12 protein-coding genes are annotated in these 22212 nt (G+C 59.5%); 7 read left to right on the top strand and 5 right to left on the bottom strand.

From position 1 onward, the window contains the following. Nucleotides 1-309: 309 nt before the first annotated feature. Nucleotides 310-1980: a TRAP transporter substrate-binding protein DctP gene (gene dctP, locus AB1724_09125; GenBank protein ID MEW6077961.1), complete on the bottom strand. Its 1671-nt coding sequence runs from the start codon at nucleotides 1978-1980 to the stop codon at nucleotides 310-312. A gap of 373 nt (nucleotides 1981-2353) precedes the next feature. Here dctP (AB1724_09125) and AB1724_09120 point away from each other — a divergent pair, with 373 nt between their 5' ends. Then, nucleotides 2354-3565, top strand: a complete 1212-nt coding sequence (locus AB1724_09120; protein MEW6077960.1) for an START domain-containing protein — start codon at nucleotides 2354-2356, stop codon at nucleotides 3563-3565. A gap of 117 nt (nucleotides 3566-3682) precedes the next feature. On the opposite strand, the gene AB1724_09115 is transcribed toward AB1724_09120, so the two are convergent. Next, nucleotides 3683-4924 carry a radical SAM protein gene (locus AB1724_09115; protein ID MEW6077959.1) on the bottom strand — a complete coding sequence of 414 codons (1242 nt, stop codon included), beginning with the start codon at nucleotides 4922-4924 and terminating at the stop codon, nucleotides 3683-3685. A gap of 605 nt (nucleotides 4925-5529) precedes the next feature. Between AB1724_09115 and dctP (AB1724_09110) the strand changes: the two genes are divergently transcribed. Further along, nucleotides 5530-6912: a TRAP transporter substrate-binding protein DctP gene (dctP, locus tag AB1724_09110; protein MEW6077958.1), complete on the top strand. Its 1383-nt coding sequence runs from the start codon at nucleotides 5530-5532 to the stop codon at nucleotides 6910-6912. A 6-nt stretch (nucleotides 6913-6918) separates the two neighbouring features. Here dctP (AB1724_09110) and AB1724_09105 read toward each other — a convergent pair whose 3' ends face one another. Then, nucleotides 6919-7140 (bottom strand): hypothetical protein, encoded by a 222-nt coding sequence (locus AB1724_09105; protein ID MEW6077957.1) that lies wholly within the window; start codon nucleotides 7138-7140, stop codon nucleotides 6919-6921. Nucleotides 7141-7274: 134 nt separating this feature from the next. Between AB1724_09105 and AB1724_09100 the strand changes: the two genes are divergently transcribed. Beyond that, nucleotides 7275-7925, top strand: a complete 651-nt coding sequence (locus tag AB1724_09100; GenBank protein MEW6077956.1) for a DedA family protein — start codon at nucleotides 7275-7277, stop codon at nucleotides 7923-7925. A gap of 12 nt (nucleotides 7926-7937) precedes the next feature. Here the strand turns inward: AB1724_09100 and AB1724_09095 are convergent, their stop codons facing one another. After that, nucleotides 7938-11540 (bottom strand): DUF3683 domain-containing protein, encoded by a 3603-nt coding sequence (locus tag AB1724_09095; GenBank protein MEW6077955.1) that lies wholly within the window; start codon nucleotides 11538-11540, stop codon nucleotides 7938-7940. 218 nt (nucleotides 11541-11758) lie between these two features. Continuing rightward, the gene (locus tag AB1724_09090; GenBank protein MEW6077954.1) at nucleotides 11759-13039 is read right to left on the bottom strand and encodes an MFS transporter; all 1281 of its coding nucleotides are present in this window, start codon (nucleotides 13037-13039) and stop codon (nucleotides 11759-11761) included. Between the two features lie 546 nt (nucleotides 13040-13585). Between AB1724_09090 and AB1724_09085 the strand changes: the two genes are divergently transcribed. From AB1724_09085 to AB1724_09070, 4 genes are read left to right on the top strand one after another with little or no spacing between them, the layout of a single operon-like run. Then, nucleotides 13586-16243, top strand: coding sequence for a glutamate synthase (locus AB1724_09085; GenBank protein ID MEW6077953.1), 2658 nt, complete (start codon nucleotides 13586-13588; stop codon nucleotides 16241-16243). A 19-nt stretch (nucleotides 16244-16262) separates the two neighbouring features. Further along, nucleotides 16263-16826, top strand: a complete 564-nt coding sequence (locus AB1724_09080) for a 4Fe-4S dicluster domain-containing protein (GenBank protein MEW6077952.1) — start codon at nucleotides 16263-16265, stop codon at nucleotides 16824-16826. 1 nt (nucleotide 16827) lies between these two features. Continuing rightward, nucleotides 16828-17724 carry a CoB--CoM heterodisulfide reductase iron-sulfur subunit B family protein gene (locus AB1724_09075; protein MEW6077951.1) on the top strand — a complete coding sequence of 299 codons (897 nt, stop codon included), beginning with the start codon at nucleotides 16828-16830 and terminating at the stop codon, nucleotides 17722-17724. 7 nt (nucleotides 17725-17731) lie between these two features. Beyond that, nucleotides 17732-22198 (top strand): FAD-dependent oxidoreductase, encoded by a 4467-nt coding sequence (locus AB1724_09070; GenBank protein ID MEW6077950.1) that lies wholly within the window; start codon nucleotides 17732-17734, stop codon nucleotides 22196-22198. Nucleotides 22199-22212 lie beyond the last annotated feature (14 nt).

Below are 22212 nucleotides of genomic sequence, written 5' to 3'. Positions count from 1 at the left end.
TTTGCCGCCTCCCAGCGTGGTCCCGTTGGAGTTGATTGACATGTCGATACCGTCGTTTCAAGATTTTAAAATAAAGTTATTAAAAGCAGATAAGATTTTGTTTTTATTTGAAACTATACCAGCGCCCGGACCGTATGTCAACGTCCATTACGGGGGCTTTCAGGACAGACGCCTGACGTGATGACAATCGTCGCGGCGGCAGGCCGCAAAGGGGATAAGGGACATCAACCTGTTCGGCCCGCATATCGTCACGGCGATGCGGGGGGGATAGGTCATGGGCTCCGGCATCCGCCTTGATTGGGCACGCGGCTATTGGTGTCCTGCCCGGTACTCCGCCAGGGCTTTCCGGATGTCGTTTAAAAGATCACGGGGATAGGCCTTGTCGGCCAGTTTTTCGGCAACCCGCGCGGAAGCCTGCTCCAGGACTTTCTGGTCTTCGGCGGAAAGGGGCACGGCTTTCATGCCGCATTTGGTCTGGAACGCCTGCAGGCTTTTGGCCTCAAAATCCCGGACCTCTTTTTTCCAGCGGGGTTCCAGCAGGCTGACTTCATAGATCAGCATCTCCTGAACATTGTAGGCCAGGGTTTCGGACACGCCGAACTGCTTGCGCAGCTTCTCCTTGGTGGCCACGCTGACGATGATGGCGCCGGGAGAATAAACCATGGGCGGCGTGAAGTAATAACGGGCATACTGGTAGGCCTGGATGCCGAGCATCCAGGCAGCCGGCGCCAGATTGGCGTTGGCCAGGCCCGTGCTTAAGGCAGAAATGGTCTCCGGCACGGCCACGGGCGTGGCGGCGTCGATGCCGAGTTCCTGGTAGAAGGTGGATTCAACCTCGCCGAACCAGGTCAGCAGTTTCTGTTTTTTCAGGTCGGCCAGGCCGGTAATGGGGTATTTGGTGAACAGGTAAAAGAAGCCGGTGTCGATCAGAGCGCCCAGAATATAGCCCCGGTCCTCAAACGACTTGTCGATTCTTCTCCGGAATTTATCCAGGATATAATCCACTTCGTCATAGTTGCGGAAAAGACCCGGCAGCAGCAGGACCGACGTGTCCGGAGACGCCGCCAGAATGCCCAGGGCCGTGCAGCCGCAGCCGGACAGCTGGCCGATGTCCATTTTTCTCAATATGTCGGTATCCTCTCCCATGACGCCGCCGCCGTAAACTTTTACGACAACCTTATTGTTGCTCAAGCGGGCGATCCGGGGAAGCAGGACCGTTTCGGGAACATTGATCCAGGGCGTGCCGGGCGGGGCCAGGGTGCCGATGGTGAGCATCATCTGATCCCCGTCCTTGATCAGGGACGACCCCATCTTCCAGGCCGCCTCTTCGACCTCCTCCCAGGTCATATAGGGAGAAAGCAGCGCTTCCACGCGCTTGGGGATATCTTTTAAAATGTACCGCGAGGTCCGGTGATTTTCCAGGATCGGCAGCATCGATCCCTCCACCATGGCAATGCACTCCGGTTTGGTGATCAGGCCGGCTTCAAACATCTTTCTCACGACCAGCTGCTTTTTCTCCAGGTCCGGGCTGAAAGGCTGGCCGGTCAGCAGGGCCTTGATGCTCTCATTGATCAGGGGGGTCGCGATCCGCCATCCGGCCTCTTTGACTTCCTGCCAGGCCATATAGGGGGAAAGCAGGGCTTCGACGCGCGCGGGGAGTTCCTTGAAAGCGGCCACCGATGTTTTGTCCTGATATGCGTCCAGCATCGGCATCATGGATTTTTCCACCATAGCGATCAGTTGTTCCTTGCTGACCGCGCCGGCTTCAAATGTTTTCCTTAAGACCAGTTGTTTCTGTTCCAGGGTCGGGCTGAAAGGCTGGCCGGTCAGCAGCGCCTTGATGCTCTCATCCAGAATCGTCTGCATTTCGGCTCTGGTCATGTTCGCCGCGAAAGAAAAGGAAACAGCGCCAAACATCACAATGGTCAAAAAAAGCAATGCCGCTCGATAGCCGATGAATTTATGTGAAATTATACCCATTATTCCCCCCCCTGATTAGTTATGACCTTTGTGGCCATTGACCCGCCGCGAAAAGGAAACCGTCTTAAATGTATAATGGAAGGCAACGGTATCTGTCAAGTTTTTTTGTACAAGTGTACATTTTGGTGGTGCGCGATAATACGGGGGGCGCCCGGCGCCGTCTAAAATCCTCGAAAATGAAAGGTAAGGATTGATCACCGGGCTGCGCCCATGGTACGGTGCCGTTTATGGCCGTTGTTACAATCGCCTTTTGGCCCGATGCCGGCATTAATTCCAACCTCAACATCAACGGGCGTCCGGCACTTTGCCCGGAGGGACGTTTAAGGGAGTAAAATCCACGGTGAAGAATAGCGTTTTTACGCGGGCAGGGGTCGTGATTATCGCGTGCCTGTTGCTGCCGACGGCTTTCGCCGCTGCCGAAGATGGCTGGATGTATCTTTATACCAGGGACGGCATCGATGTCTTCCAGAAGGACATTCCAGGAACCGGATCCCACGCTTTCAGGGGCTTCGGGTTTGTGGACGCCAGGCTGGAGGTGATCGGCGCTGTTATCCGTGATATTCCGGCCTATCCCCGGTGGGTGGCCAGATGCCGGAAGGCGGTGGTTTTGCAGGATATCGATTTCAACACCAAAATCTTTTACAGCATTGTCGACGCCCCGCCGCCTTTCCAGGACCGGGATATGGTTATTCAAAACGATACGGTCTATGATCTGGAAAAAGGCACGGCCGAAATCACCTTTCGTCTCTCCGACCAGACGCTGGTCCCTTCCACCGATAACTATTACCGGGTCACCGAGCTTTCCGGTGAATATCTGCTTGAGTATTTCGGCCGCGACAAGACCCGGATCACGTTTGAATACCGGGGATGTCCCGGCGGTAACGTCCCTGTCAGGCTGGCCGACTGGATCGAGTCCAGGCATTATCCCTATATCAACATCATGGGGATAAGAAGAATGGTCAGGGAACAGAAGTATATCGAAGCCGGGGCCGAGTCTCCGGACCGGGAGCTGATTGAAAACGCCGGCAGCGACCCCGGCCAGGTGGCCAAAATTTTTAAAAACCGGATTGGTGAATATATCGTCGATCGGCGGGTGCTTGACATCGTCTTTGACGACCGGGCCATGCAGGATATGGTCAGGAAAGTGCATGCGGATAAGACGACCTTTGAGAGCATTCAGCAGGCTGTGACCGGCGTTTTTTCCGTACTGGCTTTCAGCCCGGCGGTCGCGGCCTGTATCGAAGACAAACCGTTGGAGGACATCATCTGCCTGGAAACCCTGATGCGGGAAAAGTGGCTGGTTGATCTGATCGCCAGAAACCGGCCGCCGATTGAGGGCTACCTGAACACCTCGGGCACCAATATTGAAAGATTATTTTACAAAATCACGACCTCCGAAAAAGCGGTCGGAATGTTTATCCGGGATGAAGACCTGGCCCGTGCAATTCTGACCAGCGAATCCGTTCGTACCCGGCTCTGGCAGGACAGCGGTTTTAAAAAAGAGGTCCTGGACAAAATCCTCACGTTTGAAAACGCGGGGGATTTTGAAAAAATCGTAGCCGAATGGGTGGGGGGGAATACATAGGGCCCAAGGGGTCAAGTGAACCGCAAGGAATTTGGGAACGGCTTAAAATTGGCCACAAAAGCCTTCAACCCCTCAAATGTTGCGCAGCAACACCTTCAATCCTCGTTTGCGACGCAGTTAACCGGAAGATGATTCACTTATCTTTTTGTACATCCAGGGCCTTTTCTCCCCGCCGTCGGGCGGACAGGCGCTGATGATCTCCAGGGAGTCCTGCCGGTTCAAGGGATAGCAGGCGGGATTCTTGTCCCGGATGCGGGCGGCCACGCGGTTGGCGTAACAGGCGCAGCCCGGCCGGGAAAAGGCCCGGCTGGTTTCCTCCCAGATGTCGGCCAAAGGCCGTTCCAGAATGTTGCCCAGAGACAGCATGGTGAAATCACAGGGGCAGACATTGCCCTGAGAGTCGATGAACATGTAGTTGTACCCGGCGCCGCAGCCGTAAAAATGCTCGCTTTCAAAATAGTCGTAGGCAAACACGCCGGGATAGCCGGGGGTCCTCGTGCAGAACCGCTGGATTTCGTAGATGGCGTCAATGTGCTTTCCGGACAGCAGACGTTCCGGGTGGGCGGTCAGTTTTCCGGCCAGGATGGGTGAGGTCAGGCGCATGTCGTTAACGCCCAGGGATTTGAAAAATTCGATGATCTTGTAAGCTTCATCCCGGTTGTCCAGCAGTTCCCGGTCGGGCACAAAGGAGACGGCCACGTAAAATCCTTCCTGTTGGAACAGGTCGATGGCCCGCAGGGCGGCGGCGTGCATGCCCGGGCGGTTTCTACCCCGGTCGTGAACAGCCGGGTCATAGTGATCCAGGCTGATGACCGGTATGCCCAGGCCGGCGGCCTTGAGATTTTTTACCCGCTGGCGGGTGAGTTCGAAACCGGTGGTAAACAGCAGGGACATGGACCGCTGGTCAATGGCCGCGATAATATCTTCAAGATCGGACCGCAGCAAGGGCTCGCCGCCGGTCAGGCCGACCACGGCGGTGCCCAGATCCTGGACCCGGGCGATGGCATCCTTCATGACCGCCAGGGGCAGCCTGTCTTTCAGGGATCGGTCGGCAAAGGAACAATGCCAGCAGTTGCAGGGGCAGCGGGCGGTCACGGCAAAGTTGGTGACCATGGGATAGGGCACGCCCCGGATCAGGGAGCGCAGCCCGGAGACAAACCGGTCATATGCCGGCGAGGGGTAAAAGGGCGTAAAGGTGTTGGAATAGACGCGGCCGTCCAGACGGGTCAGCTTGCTCTGGGAAAAAATATGGTTCAGGGCCAGCTTCCGGCGCAGGCTCAGCCCCTTCAGCCCGGGGTGTCCGCCCATCTTCAGGGTGGTCGCCAGGCGGGACAGGCCGTATAGTTGTTGACCGTTCACAGGTGCTTCTTTAATCCAGACCGGTTGCCAGAATGATTATCGTGTTATGATTCGGCATCATCACCTGATCCACCTCCGCCGCCATAGCGCTGAAGGGGTGCCAGGCGGTCAGCAGCAAGATAATGCCGCCCGGTGTTAGCCGCGATCGGATATTCGCGAAATCGTATGGCAAGAATATGACGATTCCCCTTTTATGTAGTTAGTGTCCATCCAAGGCTATGGAAAGGGACACTGATACGTTTCCAATCCAGTCCCGCCATGGCGGGATTGCGCAAGGTCAAGGAAAACAAGGGGTTTTGCGGAGGCGTACTTTTCGTACGCCGCACAAAAAAACCCGCAGTTTGACGCAGAGATTGCGAAAAAAGGCCATTTATGGATGGAAACTAGTTAAGATGGATACTATTGTACCATTATCGGCCCGGCGTCAAGCGTGAAAACGCAACGGAGATTTTCACCACAACCCGAAAGAAGGAACTCCGCAATTCATAAAAGCGCGTTAATGATTGAGGGGTGGCTGTTTTTTGTGATATGTTTCTATCCGGAATCGAAGCAAATTTGCTGATACTCAGACCACAACGGTGGCATCAATTGAAAGGAAACGGATCATGTCGCGTATTCCGCACTGGAGCGTCGTCCTGTACGCAATCAACCTGGCGATAATCTGCCTGCTGGTCGGTTTTACCCCCGGCGCGGCGGCCGCCGATTTAACCGCCAAGGAAGTGGAAACCGTGCTGCAGGAGAGTATGACGGCCCTGCTGACCGGCCAGGAATTCCCTCCGGCGCTGCAGAAGCAGCAGCAGATATTGAGAAATATGTTTGAGAAGGGCACCGTTACCAGGGATGAGATCATTACCATGCAGGAGAAGATGTTCCTTCCGATCCTGAGCCATCACCGGACCTCACGATATATCCTGAAGGATATGCCCCGGCGCGTTGAGGCCCTGCTCGCCCCCTATATGACCTGGGAAGAGGTCAAGGCCATTGTCTGGAAGGCATCCTCCACGCTGATCCCGGACGGGGAACAGATGGTCATCACCCTGGGAACCCTGGCCCCGTCCGGAACGCCATGGATCAAGGTTCCTGAAGAGACGCTCATCCCCCGCATGGCCAAATTGAGCAACAACAAGTTCGTCGTCAAGGTCTACTCCGGCGGGATCATGGGCGAGGATACCGATATTTTGAGAAAGATGGATATCGGGCAGCTGGACGGCTGCGGATGCACCGCCATCGGCCTGGTGGCGGCCTCCCCGGATGTGTCCGTTCTGCTCCTGCCGGGGTTATTCAGGAATTATGACGAGGTGGATTACATAACCGAAAAGTTCAGGAAAAGGATCGACGCGTCCTTTGAACAGAGAGGGTATATCCTTTCCTCGTTTATCGACACCGGCAATTTTTATGTGTTCACCAAAAACAAAATCACCGGTCTGGCGGATCTTCCCAAGCAGAAGTTTCTGACCACCTTCGGAGACATTGAAATCGCGCTGTATAAAGAACTGGGGGTTGACGCCACGCCCATGGCGGCGCCGGAGACCATTTCCGTCCTGAGCACGGGCATGGCCAATGCCATGATGGCGCCGGCCGGCTGGATGCTCGGCATTCAGGCGTATCAATACATGGGTTACTACATCAAGCCGCCGTTCCTCTATTCTCCCGGGGCGGCCCTGACCAGTGTTCAAACCAAGGAAAGACTGCGCAAGCGGTTCGGCGTGTCGGAGCTGCTGGCCGACAATTTTCAGGAAATGCTGGTATATGAGGTCAGCACCCTGGAGGCGGAGTGGAAACAGATCGCCCGGGATTTTGAAACCAGAAGCCTGCAGGCGTTTGAAACCAAATGCGGCATCAAACCCGTCAACCTCTCTCCCGCTGATCTGAAGACCCTTGAGACGGCTTCATTGCGAGTGCGGGAACAGCTGGCCGGCAAGGCTTTCTCTAAAGATTTGATGGATGACATACTGAAGGCCCTGGAAGCGTACCGGGCAAAAAAATAGCCTGTCTTAATTTTCAGTGTGCTGGAGAACTTTGTCCCGGATGGCGGCCCTGACCAGTCTCCGTTTTATTTTAAGCGGCCGGAAGTGGCGGCGGCTTTGTTCGGCCGGGGATGCTTCCGTAAATCCGATTCCCCGCATTTCGCCCAGGGCGTTGATAACTCCCGCCAGAACACTGACATGGGAAAAACGCCGGTAGCGGTCTTTCATCTTTTTGCGTGTTATCATCATCTGCTCCCATGACACCGTTACGGCTCATGGGTGAACCGCTTGAAAAAAATCCGGGGTTTCGGCTTGTAAAAAGGTCGGAATTGTGATTAGTTCTCGCCTTTACGCTCTAATAGAAAACTCGCTGCGGCTTTTTTATGTTTTTTGATTATATCATGAACGCGGCCGGCGCCATGGCCCACCCGGTAACCCTGTACTGCCTTCTTATCGGGATTCTGCTGTTGTGCGGCTTCGGGTTGCCGCTCCCCGAGGATGTGGTCCTGATAACAGGCGGCTATCTCTCCTATACGGGCCATCTCGATATCCGGATTTTCCTTCCCCTGGCCATGGCCGGCGTCCTTCTGGGCGACAGCTCGCTGTTTCTCATCGGGAGAAAGACCGGGGATTCCATTTTAAGTCATCGCTTTCTGTCGAAATTCATCAAGCCGTTCCATATCAATAAAGCCCGGGCCTTTATCGAAAAATACCATGAACGGATTTTTTTCATCGCCCGGTTTCTGCCGGGGTTGCGTGCCGCCATTTTTTACACGGGCGGCGCCCTCAAAACCCGTTTCGGAAAATTCATCCTGTATGATTTTCTGGCTGCGCTGATCAGCGTGCCGGCACTGGTGATCGTCGCCTTTGCCGGAGGCAGCTACATCGATGAGGTGTTTAAAGTCGCCAAGGGCGTGCAGGCCGTTCTGATCGTCATCTCGATTGTAATAGCCGTAATTGTCGTGGCCCGGGTTCGCATCTGGCTCAACGAAAGAAAAGACCGTGACGGCGATACGCCCGACCCGAATTTTTGAATCCCGTCCCCTTTAAAATCGGATCTTCTCCGCGTGCGCCAGTCGCGCCATTGTCCACCGGCGCCAGTTATCGCCTCCCCGGGCGTCGGCCAGGGCAACAGCCAGATGAACCGGAGGGATGAGGCGTTGCCGGCTCAAACCATTGAGGCAGGCCGGGCAGTTGGTCACCAGCCGGTGAGGCCCGGTGAAGCCGGTTGCGTGGGGTTCCAAGACCGTCCGCTTACGGTCCAGCATGGCGGCGGCAATGTCCGGGCGGCTCAAGGTCAGGGTGCCGGCTTCGGAACAGCAGTGGGGGACGGGAATTACACCTTCCGGCGCCAGGCGACGCAGCAGTTCTTCGCCTCTGCCGTCCAGGGAGTCGTGACAGGGCGGGTGATAAAAACACGTTCCCGGAATCGTCACTTCCAGATCGCCGTCCAGGACAAAGGCGGCCGCGTCCGTTACCGGCGAGTCAAAGATCCCGGCGGCATTGACGCGGCCAAGTCCTTCCAGGCAGGTGCCGCAACTGACCACGCATCCGTCAAACTCAAGATAACCGAACAGGGACCGGATCTGGCTGAAGATAATGGTGTTGCGCAGTTCCAGACGATTGTTCTCTTCCAGCCGGGCATTGGCGCGGGCCGGGTATCCGCAGCAGAGATACGGCGGCGGAAGCACCACCCGGCGGCCGGTGTCCAGCAGCAGATAAATAACGGCCAGGGCGATGTCGGCATGAAGTCGTTCCGAGCCGCAGCCGGGAAAATAGAAGACGGTGCCGGTGATGTCGTTTTCCGGCGTCAGCAGCAGGGTGTGATAAAGGCCGCGGGGCTGCGGATAAGTTGCCGGCAGGGTTCCGGCCGTGATAACGGGCGCCGGGGCATAGAGCGGCGCCAGCAACGGAAAACGGCGCCATTGATTGCCGACCAGACGCCGGCCGGCGCGCTGTGCCGCACCGCCCCATTGCAGCACCGCCCGGCGGACCAGCCGGTTGACCGCTTCGGAGCGGGAAGACAGATAGCCCAGCACGATCCGCGTGGGCAGCGCCGTCTTCCGGGCATGGCGGGCCGCCAGCACTTCCCGTTCCAGGACCGATATCTCGGCGGTATCGATGTCGACCGGGCACTGGGTCCGGCATTTGTGGCAGAGGGTGCAGTGATCCGCGATTTCGGTCAGCCAGCGCAGGAACGACGCCCCTGTCGTCTGCGTGCGCTGGGCGTCGTAGAGCAGCGCTTCGATGATGCCGGTCAGGGCCAGATTCTTGTTGCGGGGGTGGTAAAAAAGATTCCGGTCCGGATAGAACACGCAGCAGGTCGTCTTGCAGCGGCCGCAGCGCACGCACCGGGAAATCTTTTCGGCCAGCTGCTCCAGATGGCTGTACCGCAGAATGCGCGCTTCCAGTTCGATAAGGTTGAACGACGGCGTGAACACCCGGTCGGCCACACTCCGGTCCGTCAGCTTGCCGGGGTTGATCAGGTCGTCCGGATCGATGCGCCGCTGGTAGTCACGGAATTCGGTCAGGATCTCCTCGTCCAGATGTTTGATCTTGGTAAACCCGATGCCGTGTTCGCCGCTCACCACCCCGCCCAGGTCGACGGCTTTTTCCATGATGGCGTCGGCGGTTTCGGCGGCCCGCAGCATCATTTCGCGGTCGTTGGAAAAGACGGGGATATTGACGTGCACGTTGCCGTCGCCGGCGTGCATGTGCGTGGCCACTACAATGCGGCGGCTCCGGATCTCGGCCATGTCCTGCTGGATTTCGGCCTGGACCTTGACAAAGCCTCGCAGCAGTTCGGCCATGGCGGCCTGGACGCGGGTGAGGTGGGTCTCGTTTCTCAAGTGAGCGCGCCCGGCCAGGTTGATCTGGGCCAGGGCTTCCTTGAGCATATCCCGGGCCGCGGGCAGTTTGGCGGCCAGCCATTCCGGATCTTCAATGGGAACGGCTTCATCGATGTAGGCCAGCAGCTGCCAGATCACTTCCTGCTGATTGGCGCGTTCCTCCTCCACGTTGAGCATGTCCACGAATTCGGCAAATTCCGCCAGGGCGCTGACGGGCAGGACGATATCCTCGTTAAGCTTGAAAGCGTTGGTCCGGGCCGCGATGGCCCCCAGTCGTTTCCGGTCGCGCCAGAAACGCTCGGCTTCCGGTTCGTCCCGGGCCACGGTCATGACGGTATTGGGATAGGCCCGCAGCAGCGCGATCAGCCGGTCCAGACCGGATTGGATCTGCCCGCCGGTGTGCCCGACCAGATCGATCAGCAGCACGGCCTTGGGGCTTTCACGGCTGGGGGCTTTGGCCTTGTATTGAATGGCCCGGACATACTCTTCGTCAAAATGCTCCAGGGCCAGCAGGGCTTCCTGGCCACGGTCAACAAAGGCACCGGTGATCCGTTCGATGACCCGGGCGGCCTCCTCCATGTCTTCTCCGAAAAATTCCAGGCAGATGGTGCGCTGCTCCGGATAGGGACGGTGCAGGATAAACGTGGCCGAGGTGATGATGCCGTCGGTGCCTTCTTTCTGGACGCCGGGCAGGCCTTCCAGGGTTTTATTGGTGATGTCCTTGCCCAGGCCGGGTTTGCGCAATTTATCGCCCGGGATGTGAATCTGACTGACCGGTTCGCCCGTGGCCGCGTCGATTACCGCAAAAGAGGCGGTTTCGTCCGGGCCGATACGGCCGCCGGTAGGATTGGTCCGCCGGACTTCGAGCAGTCGTCCCCCCGGGACCGCGATGCGGAAAGCAAGCAGGTTGTCGATGCAGGTTCCCCAGAGCACGGCCCGCTTGCCCCCGGCGTTTTCGGCGATATTGCCGCCGATGGTGCAGGCCCAGGCCGATGTGGGATCCGTGGAAAAAATCAGACCCGCGGCCCTGGCGGCCTGCATGGCGTCATCGGTGATCACGCCCGCCTCGAGTTCCATCACGTCCGGGACCAGTTCGGTGCCGTCGGGCCGGATGACCGTCCGGGTGGTGATCCCCCCGATGCGGTTCATCTTTTCCGTATTGATCATGACGCAACCGGGCGCTACCGGTACGGCCCCGCCGGTCAGGCCGGTGCCGCCGCCCCGCGGAACGGCCTTGAGGCCCAGGGCCGCGATGGCCGTCAGCAGGGGTGGGACCTGGGCCTCCTCTCGCGGATAGACCACCGCCACCGGCATGTGCATGCGCCAGTCCGTTGCGTCCGTGGCATGGGCCGACAGGGCGAAGGGATCAAAAAAAATGTTCTGCTCGCCCACGATCGCGCCCAGGCGCCGGCGAACGCGGTTCCGCTCACGGCCGACCGACGTCAGTTCCCGCTGAAGCTCGTCGAGCCTGCGGCGGCACCGGGCCAGGATCAGCTCCAGATCCGGATCCTGTGGCTCCATTTCCTCGATCTGGGCGAGGTCTCCGCGGGCCGAGTTTAAGAACCGGTTTTGCCGCCGGCGGTCATCCGCCAGTTCCTGGTAGAGGAAGGGGTTGCGGCGATGGATGAACAGATCGCCGATAAAGCGCATCAGCAGCCGCCAGCCCTGCCCGGTCCGTCGTTTGAACCGCAGCATTTCAAGCGGCGCCACCATATCGCCGCCAAGCACCAGCGCGCAGACGCGCGGATCGTCGGCCGAGGTGTAGTTGAAGGGGATTTCTCTGGACTGGACTCTACTCATGGCTTTCCGCTACACCTTTAAAATGGGAACAGAAATGGTAATTTTATTAATTTTATTAGCATCATTACCCGGCATTACAAGCCAATTTTTGACAAAATCGGCGGGGACACCTTTTTTGACTCTTCTATAAGTCCCCGGAACATCGGAAGGTGCGTCAGGCAGAATCATTCGGCAGCGGTCCGAAGATTGGCGTTCTTCTCCAACGGATTTTCCCGAAATCAATTGGTTGCCCTTTTCTCAGCCGTTTTCCAGCGGATGGTGGCGTTGCTGACCAGGGGCCGTGCCCAGAAGCCGATGCTCAGGATGTAGGCCAGGGGGATATAGAGGAGTGTCATCCCCTGCCGCAGACCGAACAGGTCGCCCAGCCAGCCGATGACCACGGGAACGACGGCGCCGCCGATGACGGCGGTGCAGAGGATACCCGAGAAGTTCCCGTGGTGCCGCTCCATTGAGTTAAGGGCCAGCGAAAAAATGATTGACCACATCACCGAGGCGCAGAGGCCCATCAGCGGAAACGCCAGCAAGCTCTGGCTGGCCGTGCCAAAGAGGGCCAGGCTAAGCGCGGCCAGGGCCGACACCGCAGCCCCGACCAGCACCGCGCGGCTGTCGAACACCTTGAGCAGCACCAGACCGGCCAGGCAGCCGGCCGTCATCAGCCCCCAGAAGGCGCTCACCACCAGAGCGCCGATGCTGCGAGGGTCCAGCCCGTGATAGGTCTGGAGAAATTTCGAGATCCAGTTGGCCAACCCCTGCTCGGTGCCGACGTAGCAGAAGATTCCCAGAAAATAGAGACGAACCCGCCGGTCCTTCAACAGGATCGCGTAGGTGGCCCAGGCGCCGACCCGCTCCTGCTCCGTGAACCCCACCGATGGTATCCGGGCCGCCAGACTGACCAGTGCCATCGTCAGCGTCACCACGGTAAAGAGCCAGTACAGCGAAACCCAGGGCATCTCCGGCGGCACCATTCGCGCGAGAAAGGCTATCATCGGATTGCCTCCGCCCGCGTACCCGTTGAGGTTGTTGACGAGATAGACGTAGACTCGCGGGCTGGCGAAGGAGGCCAGGCCGAAAATGAGCTGGGCCGTTACCGAATTGAAAGCGAAGTGTCGCTCGCCGCCGGCCGCTCGCAGCAGGGGGTTGATCGCCACCTGGAGCATGGCCATGCCGATGCCGATCAGGAAGAGCGAGGCCAGTCCCGCCGGAAAGCGGGGAACCAGGGCGAAGGCCCCCGAACCCGCCAGTGCGACCAGAAAGGCGGCCACGATGACCGCGCGCTCGCCACAACGTTCAACCAGCATCCCCGAGGGGATGGACATCACCCCGTAGGCAAAAAAGAGGGAGAAAGGCAGGAAGCCCGCCAGGCCCAGGCTCAGGCGGAAGCCGGCGATCAGGTCGGGCAGCAGGGGTCCCAGGATGTTGGTTAGCAGTGAGATCACGAAGAAGATCAGAAAGACCAGACCGACAATCCCGTAGTTGGTTTTCACGCGCCGTGTCTCCATCGTCAGTCCGGAAGTTCCCTCAGGGACCCGTGAATTCCCTTGTGAATTTTGTGCCAGGATTCATATAACACAACCCTCTAACTCGTTTCCATTAAAAAACGAAATAATGAAACAACGGGTAATGTAGACTCTGCCTTTTATATTTATTATTTGCTTCCGCCTCACAAGTCATGAAAACGGCTGGCCTTCCCGCCCGTTTTGGGAAGCGGGCCGTCGCGTTTTGCCCAGGGATACGGGGCAGTTATTTAACCCGGTTGTTTCATAAAATATCCGGGTTAAGTGATAATTAAATTTCACGGTCGTTATTAAGTATATCTAAACTATTGATTTTTTAGTAAAATTCTTGACAAACCGTCCCATAATCAATATGTAACAAAGGCTTTGGATTTATCCGGAAAAGCACAACGGCGTGTTTTCATAACCGTGATAAAGCACAATAAAAGACGAAGACGTCTTATCCGCGAGCGGAAAGACGTCTTTTTTTTGGGGCCTTGCCTGAAGGAAAGTGATCCGGGGAGCCCCCCTCCTGATGAGAAGAGATAAGTAATGGACCGTATAAACAGGCTGTTGCAGTCAAGGAAACGTTTGACGCAGGGGATCGAATACCCCGAAGAGGTATTCAAGGCGGAAGAAGAGGGCGGTTGCGGCGTGGTCGGTTTCTGCTGTACCAAGCCTGTTCCCGGCCGTCATATTTATGAGCCGTCACGTTTAATGCACAACCGCGGTAACGGCAAGGGCGGCGGCATCGCGGCGGTCGGACTCGTACCGGAAGAACTCGGCGTCAGCCGGGAAACCCTTGACAACTGTTACATGCTTCATATCGCTTTCCTGGACCCCGGCATCAGGACGGAGCTGGAGGAAAAATATATCCTCCCGCATTTTGACGTCGAAACCGTTGCCGATCTGGAAACCGTGGAAGACTGGACGTCGGTCCAAGGGCTGGAGGTCAAGCCCCCGGATGTGCGCCGCTATTTTGTCCGGGTCAAGCCGGCGGTCCTGGATGCCTTTATCCATGAAAACGGATTTGAGGGCCTTGACCGGCGGGAGGCGGAAGAGGAATTTGTCAACCAGAACAGCTTCAAGTTGAATCAGGAATATTACGCCAGCCTGAAAAACCAGAAGGGGTTTGTCCTGTCCCACGGCCGCAACATCATGATTCTCAAGGTCGTGGGTTACGCCGAGGCCATCGTCAAATATTACAAGATTGAAGAACTCTCGGCCCATGTCTGGATCGCCCACCAGCGTTTTCCCACCAAAGGCCGGGTCTGGCACCCGGGCGGCGCCCATCCCTTTGCCGGAATCAATATGGCCCTGGTGCACAACGGCGACTTCGCCAACTACCATTCGGTTTCCGAATACCTGCTGCAGCGCAATATTTTTCCCCAGTTCATCACCGACACCGAGGTCTCGGCGCTGATGTTCGACCTGCTGCACCGGACCTATCGCTATCCGCTGGAATATATAATTGAAGCGCTGGCGCCGACGACGGAACTGGATTTCGATCATCTGGCCGCGGACAAGCAGTCCGTTTACCGCACGATTCAGGCCACCCACATGCACGGATCGCCGGACGGTCCCTGGTTTTTCATCATCGCCCGCAACCGGGTCGATCAGAACAAGTTCCAGCTCCTGGGCATCACCGACACCTCCATGCTGCGGCCCCAGGTGTTCGTCTTTGCCGACGGAGAGGTCCAGGTCGGGCTGATCGCCTCAGAGAAGCAGGCCATTGACGCCACCATGAAGAGCCTGGCCAGGGACGATCCCCGCATCTGTCCGGTGGCGGACTGTTACTGGAACGCCCGGGGCGGCAGCCATACCGACGGCGGGGCCTTTATTTTCAATGTGGCGCCGGACGCTTCCGGAAATATGCGCATCCTCTGCACCGATAAATTCGGTAAACCGGTGCGGCTGCCGACGCCTTCCGAGCCCTGCGATTTTACCCAGGAAAGATCCTATGACGCGAATTCACCGATCGCCCAGGAGATCAGGACCCGTTTTGCGACCGGAGACACCGGGGCGGTTTTTGATTATGTCCGCGGCAACATCCCCGGCTGGCGTTTTGACGACATTTACACCGCCTGCCGGGCCATACGAAAGCAGGCGCGGGATCCGGAACTGACCGCCGCGGCCATCGATGTCCTGACGCGGCTGAACGATTGGCGCTACCCCACGGGCACGAAAAAGCGGAGCCACCTGCTCCATATCGTGCGCGGTGAACTGGATCAACTGCTCGACGGCCTGCCGAAGATCGCCGACCGACAGTCGACCGGCCACGCCTACCGGCTGATCGATTTTGGCACTCGCCGGGATCTGCGGGGGCCGGAGCCCGGTGAAACGACCCTGGTCATCAACGCCGACGTCTTCCCGCCCGAAGGGGACGATTGCGACGCGGCCCTCCTGGTCAGCGCTTATATAAAAGGATGGCGGCATTTTATCTGTTACCGCTGCGCCGGGCAGCGGTATATCGGCTGCGGCCTGGGGCCGGACACCGATGATGTCGTCATCGATGTTTACGGCAGCGACGGGGATTACCTGGCGTCCGGGATCGACGGCATGACCATCCGGGTACACGGCAACGCCCAGGACCAGCTGGGGCAGATTTTCAAGCGCGGCCGGCTGGTCGTGTTCGGCGACGTGGGCCAGACCTTCATGTACGGCGCCAAGGGCGGCGTGGTCTATGTCATGGGAAACGCCGCCGGCCGGCCGCTGATCAACTCGGTCGGCCGCCCGCGGGTGGTCATCAACGGCACCGCCCTGGATTTTCTGGCCGAATCCTTCATGGCCGGGGACCCGCACAACAACGGCGGCTTTGTCATTTTAAACGGCATCCGCTTTGATGATGACGGCCGCATCGTGCCGCTGCCGGAGCCCTATCCCGGCAGCAACATCTTTTCGCTGGCCTCGGGCGGCGCCATTTATATCCGCGACCCGCATCGCATTTCGGTGGACGGACAATTGAACGGCGGCATGTTCCTGCCGCTGACCGTCAAGGACTGGGAACTGATCCTGCCCTACCTGGAGGAAAACGAACGGCTCTTCGGCATCAAAATCGACGACCTGCTGACCGTGGACGGCCACCGGCTGACCCCGGACCGGGTCTATCGCAAAGTCGTTCCCCAGGCGGTCGGAGCGGCCATCCTCAAGAAAGAAATAGAAGAAGAAAAGATCCCCGAAGCCGAAACCGTGGGCGATCTGAACGATTAATTGACTTCCAAGGATAACCATGACCATTCGAATCACCAGAGACCGGACAAAAAAGCGCCTGCTCGACACGGTCGTTACGATGTCGGGTGCGGATCTTTCCGCCTGCTACCAGTGCCGCAAATGCTCCTGCGGGTGCACGGTGTCGGGCCGGGCGCAGTCGCCGCCTTCGGAACTGATCCGCCGGCTGCAACTGGGCGCCGGCGAGGAACTGCTCAGCAACGACCTGATCTGGACCTGCGTTTCCTGTGAAACCTGTTACGCCCGTTGTCCCATGGGCATCGACACGGTGGCGGTGATGGACGCCCTGCGGAAACTGGCGGTGGAGAAAAAGGCCGCCATCCCGGCCGGCAACGTTCCCCTGTTCAACGGCTCCTTCTTAAAGACCGTCCGGTTTTTCGGACGCACCTACGATCTGGGGCTGCTGGCGTTATACAAGATCGGCACCTCGTCCTATCTGCAGGATACGGACAAGCTCCCGCTGATGCTCAAAAAGAAAAAGATCGCTTTTCTGCCGTCCTGGAGCGCCAACCGGAAAACCGTGCGGCGGATCTTCGACCAGGTCGGCAAAGACAAGGACAGATAGCATGAAATACGCCTATTATCCCGGATGCTCGGCCGAATCCTCCGCCCGCGACCAGCATCTTTCCAGCCTGGCGGTGGCGCGGGCCCTCGGCCTCACGTTTGTCGAAATCCCCGGCTGGTCCTGCTGCGGCTCCACCCCGGGCCATCAGACGGACCGGACCCTGGCCGCGTCCCTGTCGGCCGCCAACCTGGTCCTGGCCGGGGACATGGGGCTGGATATCGTGGTCAACTGCGCCGCCTGTTTCAGCCGCCTGAAAACGGCCAACCATGAGGTGCGGAACCACCCGGGCATGCGGAAAAAAGTGGCCGAGGCCGTGGGCCGGGACTATGACGGTTCGGTACGGGTCCGGCACCTGATGGAGATCCTGCTGGAGGATTACGGCCCGGAGCGGCTGGCGGCGGCCTTGCGGCATTCGCTCCGAGGGCTGAAAGTCGCCTGTTACTACGGGTGCCTGCTGGTGCGGCCCCACGAGGTGACCGGTTTTGACGATCCGGAAAATCCCACCGCCATGGACCGGCTGGTGACCGCCATGGGCGGGGAAAGTCTCGACTGGCCGGGCAAGGTGGAATGCTGCGGCAACAGCCTCTCCCTGACCACCCGCTCCGACCTGGTGGTAAACCTGACCGATCCCATCATCGGCATGGCCAAAGCGGCGGGCGCCGACTGTATTGCCGTGGCCTGTCCCCTGTGCCAGGTCAACCTGGATCTCCGGCAGACGGATATTCACAAGCAGACCGGGCGCCGCTACGACATGCCGATCCTCTATATCACACAGCTGCTGGGATTATGCCTGGGCGTTTCCCCGGCCGGACTGGGGCTGGAAAAGCTGGTGGTTTCCCCGTCGGCCATCGCCGACCGGGTGAAGGCCGCGGACAACCGGAAAGTTCAAGGGATCTGATACGATTATGTCAAATACGGAAAACAAGAAAATCGGGGCGGTGCTGATACAGGGCGGCGGGATCGCCGGCGTGCAGGCATCGCTGGACCTGGCCAACGCCGGTTTCAAGGTGTATCTGGTGGAACGGTCGGCCGCCATCGGCGGCATGATGTCGCACCTGGACAAGACGTTTCCCACCGGAGACTGCGCCACCTGCATCGTCTCGCCCAAGCTGGTGGAATGCGCCCGCAACCTGAACATCGAGATCATGACCCATTCGCGGCTGGTCGACGTCGCCGGCGAACCCGGCCGGTTTACGGCGACCATCAGAAAATTTCCCAGCTATGTGGACGCCGCTATCTGCAATGATTGCGGCGATTGCACGCCGGTCTGCCCGGTGGAGGTATCGGACCGGTTCAACCGCGATCTGGGAAAGCGCAAGGCCATCGCCAAATATTCGGCCCAGGCCATTCCCAACAAGGCCGGCATTCTCAAGCTCGGCCACGCGCCCTGCAAGACGGCCTGCCCGGCCAACATCAACGTCCAGGGATATATTCAACTGATCAGGAAGAAGGAATACGTCAAGGCCGTCCGGCTGATCCGGGAAAGAAATCCCCTGGCCGCCATCTGCGGCCGGGTCTGCACCCATCCCTGCGAAGCGGCCTGCACCCGTGGCAAAGCCGACGCTCCCGTGGCCATCCGCCAGTTGAAACGGTTTGCCGCCGACCGGGAAATGGAAATGATCGCTTCCGGCAAGCTGTCCCTGCCGGCAGAAAAAACGCCGTCGCCGGACGCGGTTAAAGTCGCGGTGATCGGCGCCGGGCCTTCGGGCCTGACGGTCGCCCAGGACCTGGCTGACCGGGGATACGCCGTGACCGTGTACGAAGCCTCGCCCGCGGCCGGCGGCATGCTCCGCTGGGGTATTCCCGATTACCGCCTGCCGGTCAATATCCTGGATTACGAAGTGGAGTTGATCCGGCGCAAGGGCGTGGCCTTTGTTTATAACTGCCGTGTCGGCAGAGACATTTCTTTTGAGCAGCTGCGGCGCGAGTACCGGGCCGTTTTCGTGGGCATCGGCACCCAGCAGAGCACGCCCATGAAGATCAAGGGGGATACCCTGGCGGGCGTCATGCCGGGGCTGGAATTCCTCTACCGGGCCAGCACGCCCGACGACAAGCCGCGGCTCAAAGGCCACGTCATCGTGGTCGGCGGCGGGGACGTTGCCATGGACGCGGCCTGCTCGGCCGTCCGCCTGGGCGCGGCAAAGGTCACCATCGTCTATCGCCGCGGACGAAACGAACTGCCGGCGATAAAAGAAGAGGTCCGGCACGCCGAGGAAGAGGGGGTCCGCTTCGAATTTCTCACCAACCCGACAGCCTTTATCGATGACGGTCAGGGCCGGCTGGCCCGGGTGAGATGCGTCCGCATGCGGCTGGGAGACCCCGATGAGTCCGGCCGCCGCCGGCCGGTGCCAATCGAGGGCTCGGAGTTTGACCTGCCGGCCGACACGGTCGTCCTGGCCATCGGCAGCCAGCCGGACAAAGCACTTTCCGATGCGGCCCCGGAGGTCAAGGCCAACCCCCGGGGCAATGTCATCGCGGATCAGCGCGGCTGCACCGAAACGGCCGGGGTTTTTGCCGGCGGCGACATCGTCACCGGTCCGGCCACGGTGATCGAGGCGGTGGCGGCGGGCAAGCGGGCCGCGGAATCCATCGACCGCTACCTGCGCGGGGTCAAGCCGGAAACGCCCCGGTTTGAAGACACGCTCAAGCCGGTTCCCGAAGAACTGCTGCCCGAGGCCGGCGATGTCGAGAAGAGCCCCCGGGCCGTGGCCGGGGAACTGCCGGTGGCCGGGCGGGTGAAGGATTTCTCGGAAATAGAAACGGCCTTGAGCGAGCCGGAAGCCATCGCGGAAAGTGAAAGGTGCCTCAACTGCGCCCTTTGTTCCGAGTGCGGCGAGTGCGTGGACGCCTGTGAGAAGCGGGCCATCGATCATGCCATGAAGGAAGAAACCCTATCGCTGGAAGTCGGGTCCGTTATCCTGGCCCCGGGCTTCCACGAATTTCCGGCCCGGACGAAGGGCGAATTCGGCTTCGGCCGATACGCCAATGTGCTGACCAGCGTCCAGTTCGAACGGATGCTGTCGGCGGCGGGCCCGTTCCAGGGCCATGTGCTGCGGCCGTCCGACCGGCGCGAAGCCCGGCGGATCGCTTTTATCCAGTGCGTGGGCTCCCGGGACAGCCGCTGTGACAACGGGTACTGCTCCTCCATCTGCTGCATGGCCACGACCAAGCAGGCCATAGTCGCCCGGGAGCATGTCGAAGGACTGGACGTCACTATCTTCTACATGGATATCCGCGCCTTCGGCAAGGATTTCGATCAATACTACGAGCGGGCCAGAAAGCTGGACGGCATTGCCTATATCAAGAGCATTCCTTCCCGGGTCGTCGAGATCCCCGGCAGCAAAGACCTGAGGCTCCGCTTCCTGACCGAAGCGGGGATCCGGGAAAAGGAATTCGACCTGGTGGTCCTGGCCGTGGGGCTGGACCCGAAGCCGGGCGTCTCCCCGGACATGTCCGCTCTGGGCATCGAGTTGAACGAGTACGGTTTCTGCCGCACCGACCGGCTGTCCCCGTTACAGACGTCGCGGCCGGGAATTTTCGTGGCCGGCGTTTTCCAGGAACCCAAGGATATTCCCGAAACCGTCACCCAGGCCAGCGCCGCCGCGGCCATGTCCATGGAAATGCTGGCCGCAGCGCGGAACACGCTGATCGCGAAAAAGGAATATCCGCCGGAGCGGGACATCACCGACGAGGAGCCGCGGATCGGCGTGTTCGTCTGCCACTGCGGCATCAATATCGCCTCCACGGTGGACGTGGAAAGGGTGACGGCGGCGGTTTCCGGCGATCCCCATGTTGTCTTCGCCACCCACACCATGTACGCCTGCTCCGATGCCAGCCTGTCGGCCGTCCGGCAGGCCATTGTCGACCACCGGCTCAACCGCATCGTGGTGGCCTCCTGCACCCCCCGGACCCACGAGCCGCTTTTCCGGGAGACCCTGCGGGAAGCAGGGTTGAACCCTTTCCTGTTCGAACTGTCCAATATCCGGGATCAGTGCTCCTGGGTGCATGCGTCCGAGCCGGAATCGGCGACCGGAAAAGCCGTCGAACTGGTGCGCATGTCCATTGCCAGGGCCCGGCTGCTGGGTCCCCAGACGGGAGAGTCCCTGGCCATCAACCAGACCGGGCTGGTCATCGGCGGCGGGCTGAGCGGCATGACCGCGGCCCTGTCCCTGGCGGACCAAGGGTTTACGACGCACCTGGTCGAGCGGACCGGACGTCTCGGCGGGCATCTGGCCGATATCCACGGTACGCTGGAGCATGAAGACATCACGGATTTTACCGGCCGGCTGCTCAAGCGCGTCCGGACCCATCCCCGCCTGAAGCTTCACCTGAATACCGAAGTCGCCAGGATCGCGGGGCATGTCGGAAAATTTGCCGTCAGCCTGGCCGGCAACGGCAGGACCGAGGAAGTCCCCTGCGGCGCCATCATCGTCGCCACCGGCGCCGAGCGGGCGGACACCGCCGAATACCGGCTCCATGAGAACGGGAACGTCATGACACAGGTGGAGCTGGAACAGCGGCTGAAAGACGGCGCATTCGACGGATCGGCCAAAAACATCGTCATGATCCAGTGCGTGGGCTCGCGCAACGGCGAACGGGCCTATTGCAGCCGGCTGTGCTGTTCCATGGCGATCAAGAACGCCCTGACGATCAGGAAAAAACATCCCGAGGCTGATGTTTATGTCCTTTACCGTGATATCCGTACCTACGGCTTCCGGGAGAAGTATTACCGGCAGGCCCGACAGGCGGGGGTGGTGTTCATCCGCTACGATGAGAGCCGGCCGCCGGTCGTCGCCGACGATAAGGGGCTGCTGGTCTCACTGACCAGCCCGGATTTTCCGGAGCCCATCGAGATCGAGGCCGACCGGGTCGTTCTGAGCACCGGCCTGACGCCGCCGGCAGGCAATAAGATGCTGGCCAACCTGCTGAAGGTGCCGCTCAATCCGGATGGATTCTTTGTGGAAGCGCACCTGAAACTGCGGCCGGTGGATTTCGCCAGTGAGGGCATTTTCCTGTGCGGGCTGGCGCATTCACCCAAGTTCATGGATGAAAATATCTCCCAGGCCCGGGCCGCCGCCGCCCGGGCGGCCACGGTGCTGTCCCGGACCCATCTGGACGTGGGCGCCCAGGTATCGCGGGTCGACCAGAGCAGGTGCATTTCCTGCATGACCTGCGTGCATGCCTGCCCGTATGGCGCGCCGTTTGTCAACAAGGACCACAAGGCCGAAATCGCGGGGGCCAAATGCATGGGCTGCGGCATCTGCGCCGCCGAGTGTCCGGCCCGCGCCATTCAGTTGAACCATTTCGGGGCCAGGCACTTTATGGTCATGATCGACAATCTGTTCTCCCGCCATGAATCGCGGGTCAATTAAAAACGAACTCGAGA

Source organism: Thermodesulfobacteriota bacterium, from assembly GCA_040753795.1.
GTDB lineage: Bacteria > Desulfobacterota > Desulfobacteria > Desulfobacterales > Desulfosudaceae > JBFMDX01.
Note: the sequence above shows the minus strand (reverse complement) of the source record. Positions and strands in the feature narration are given on the sequence as shown.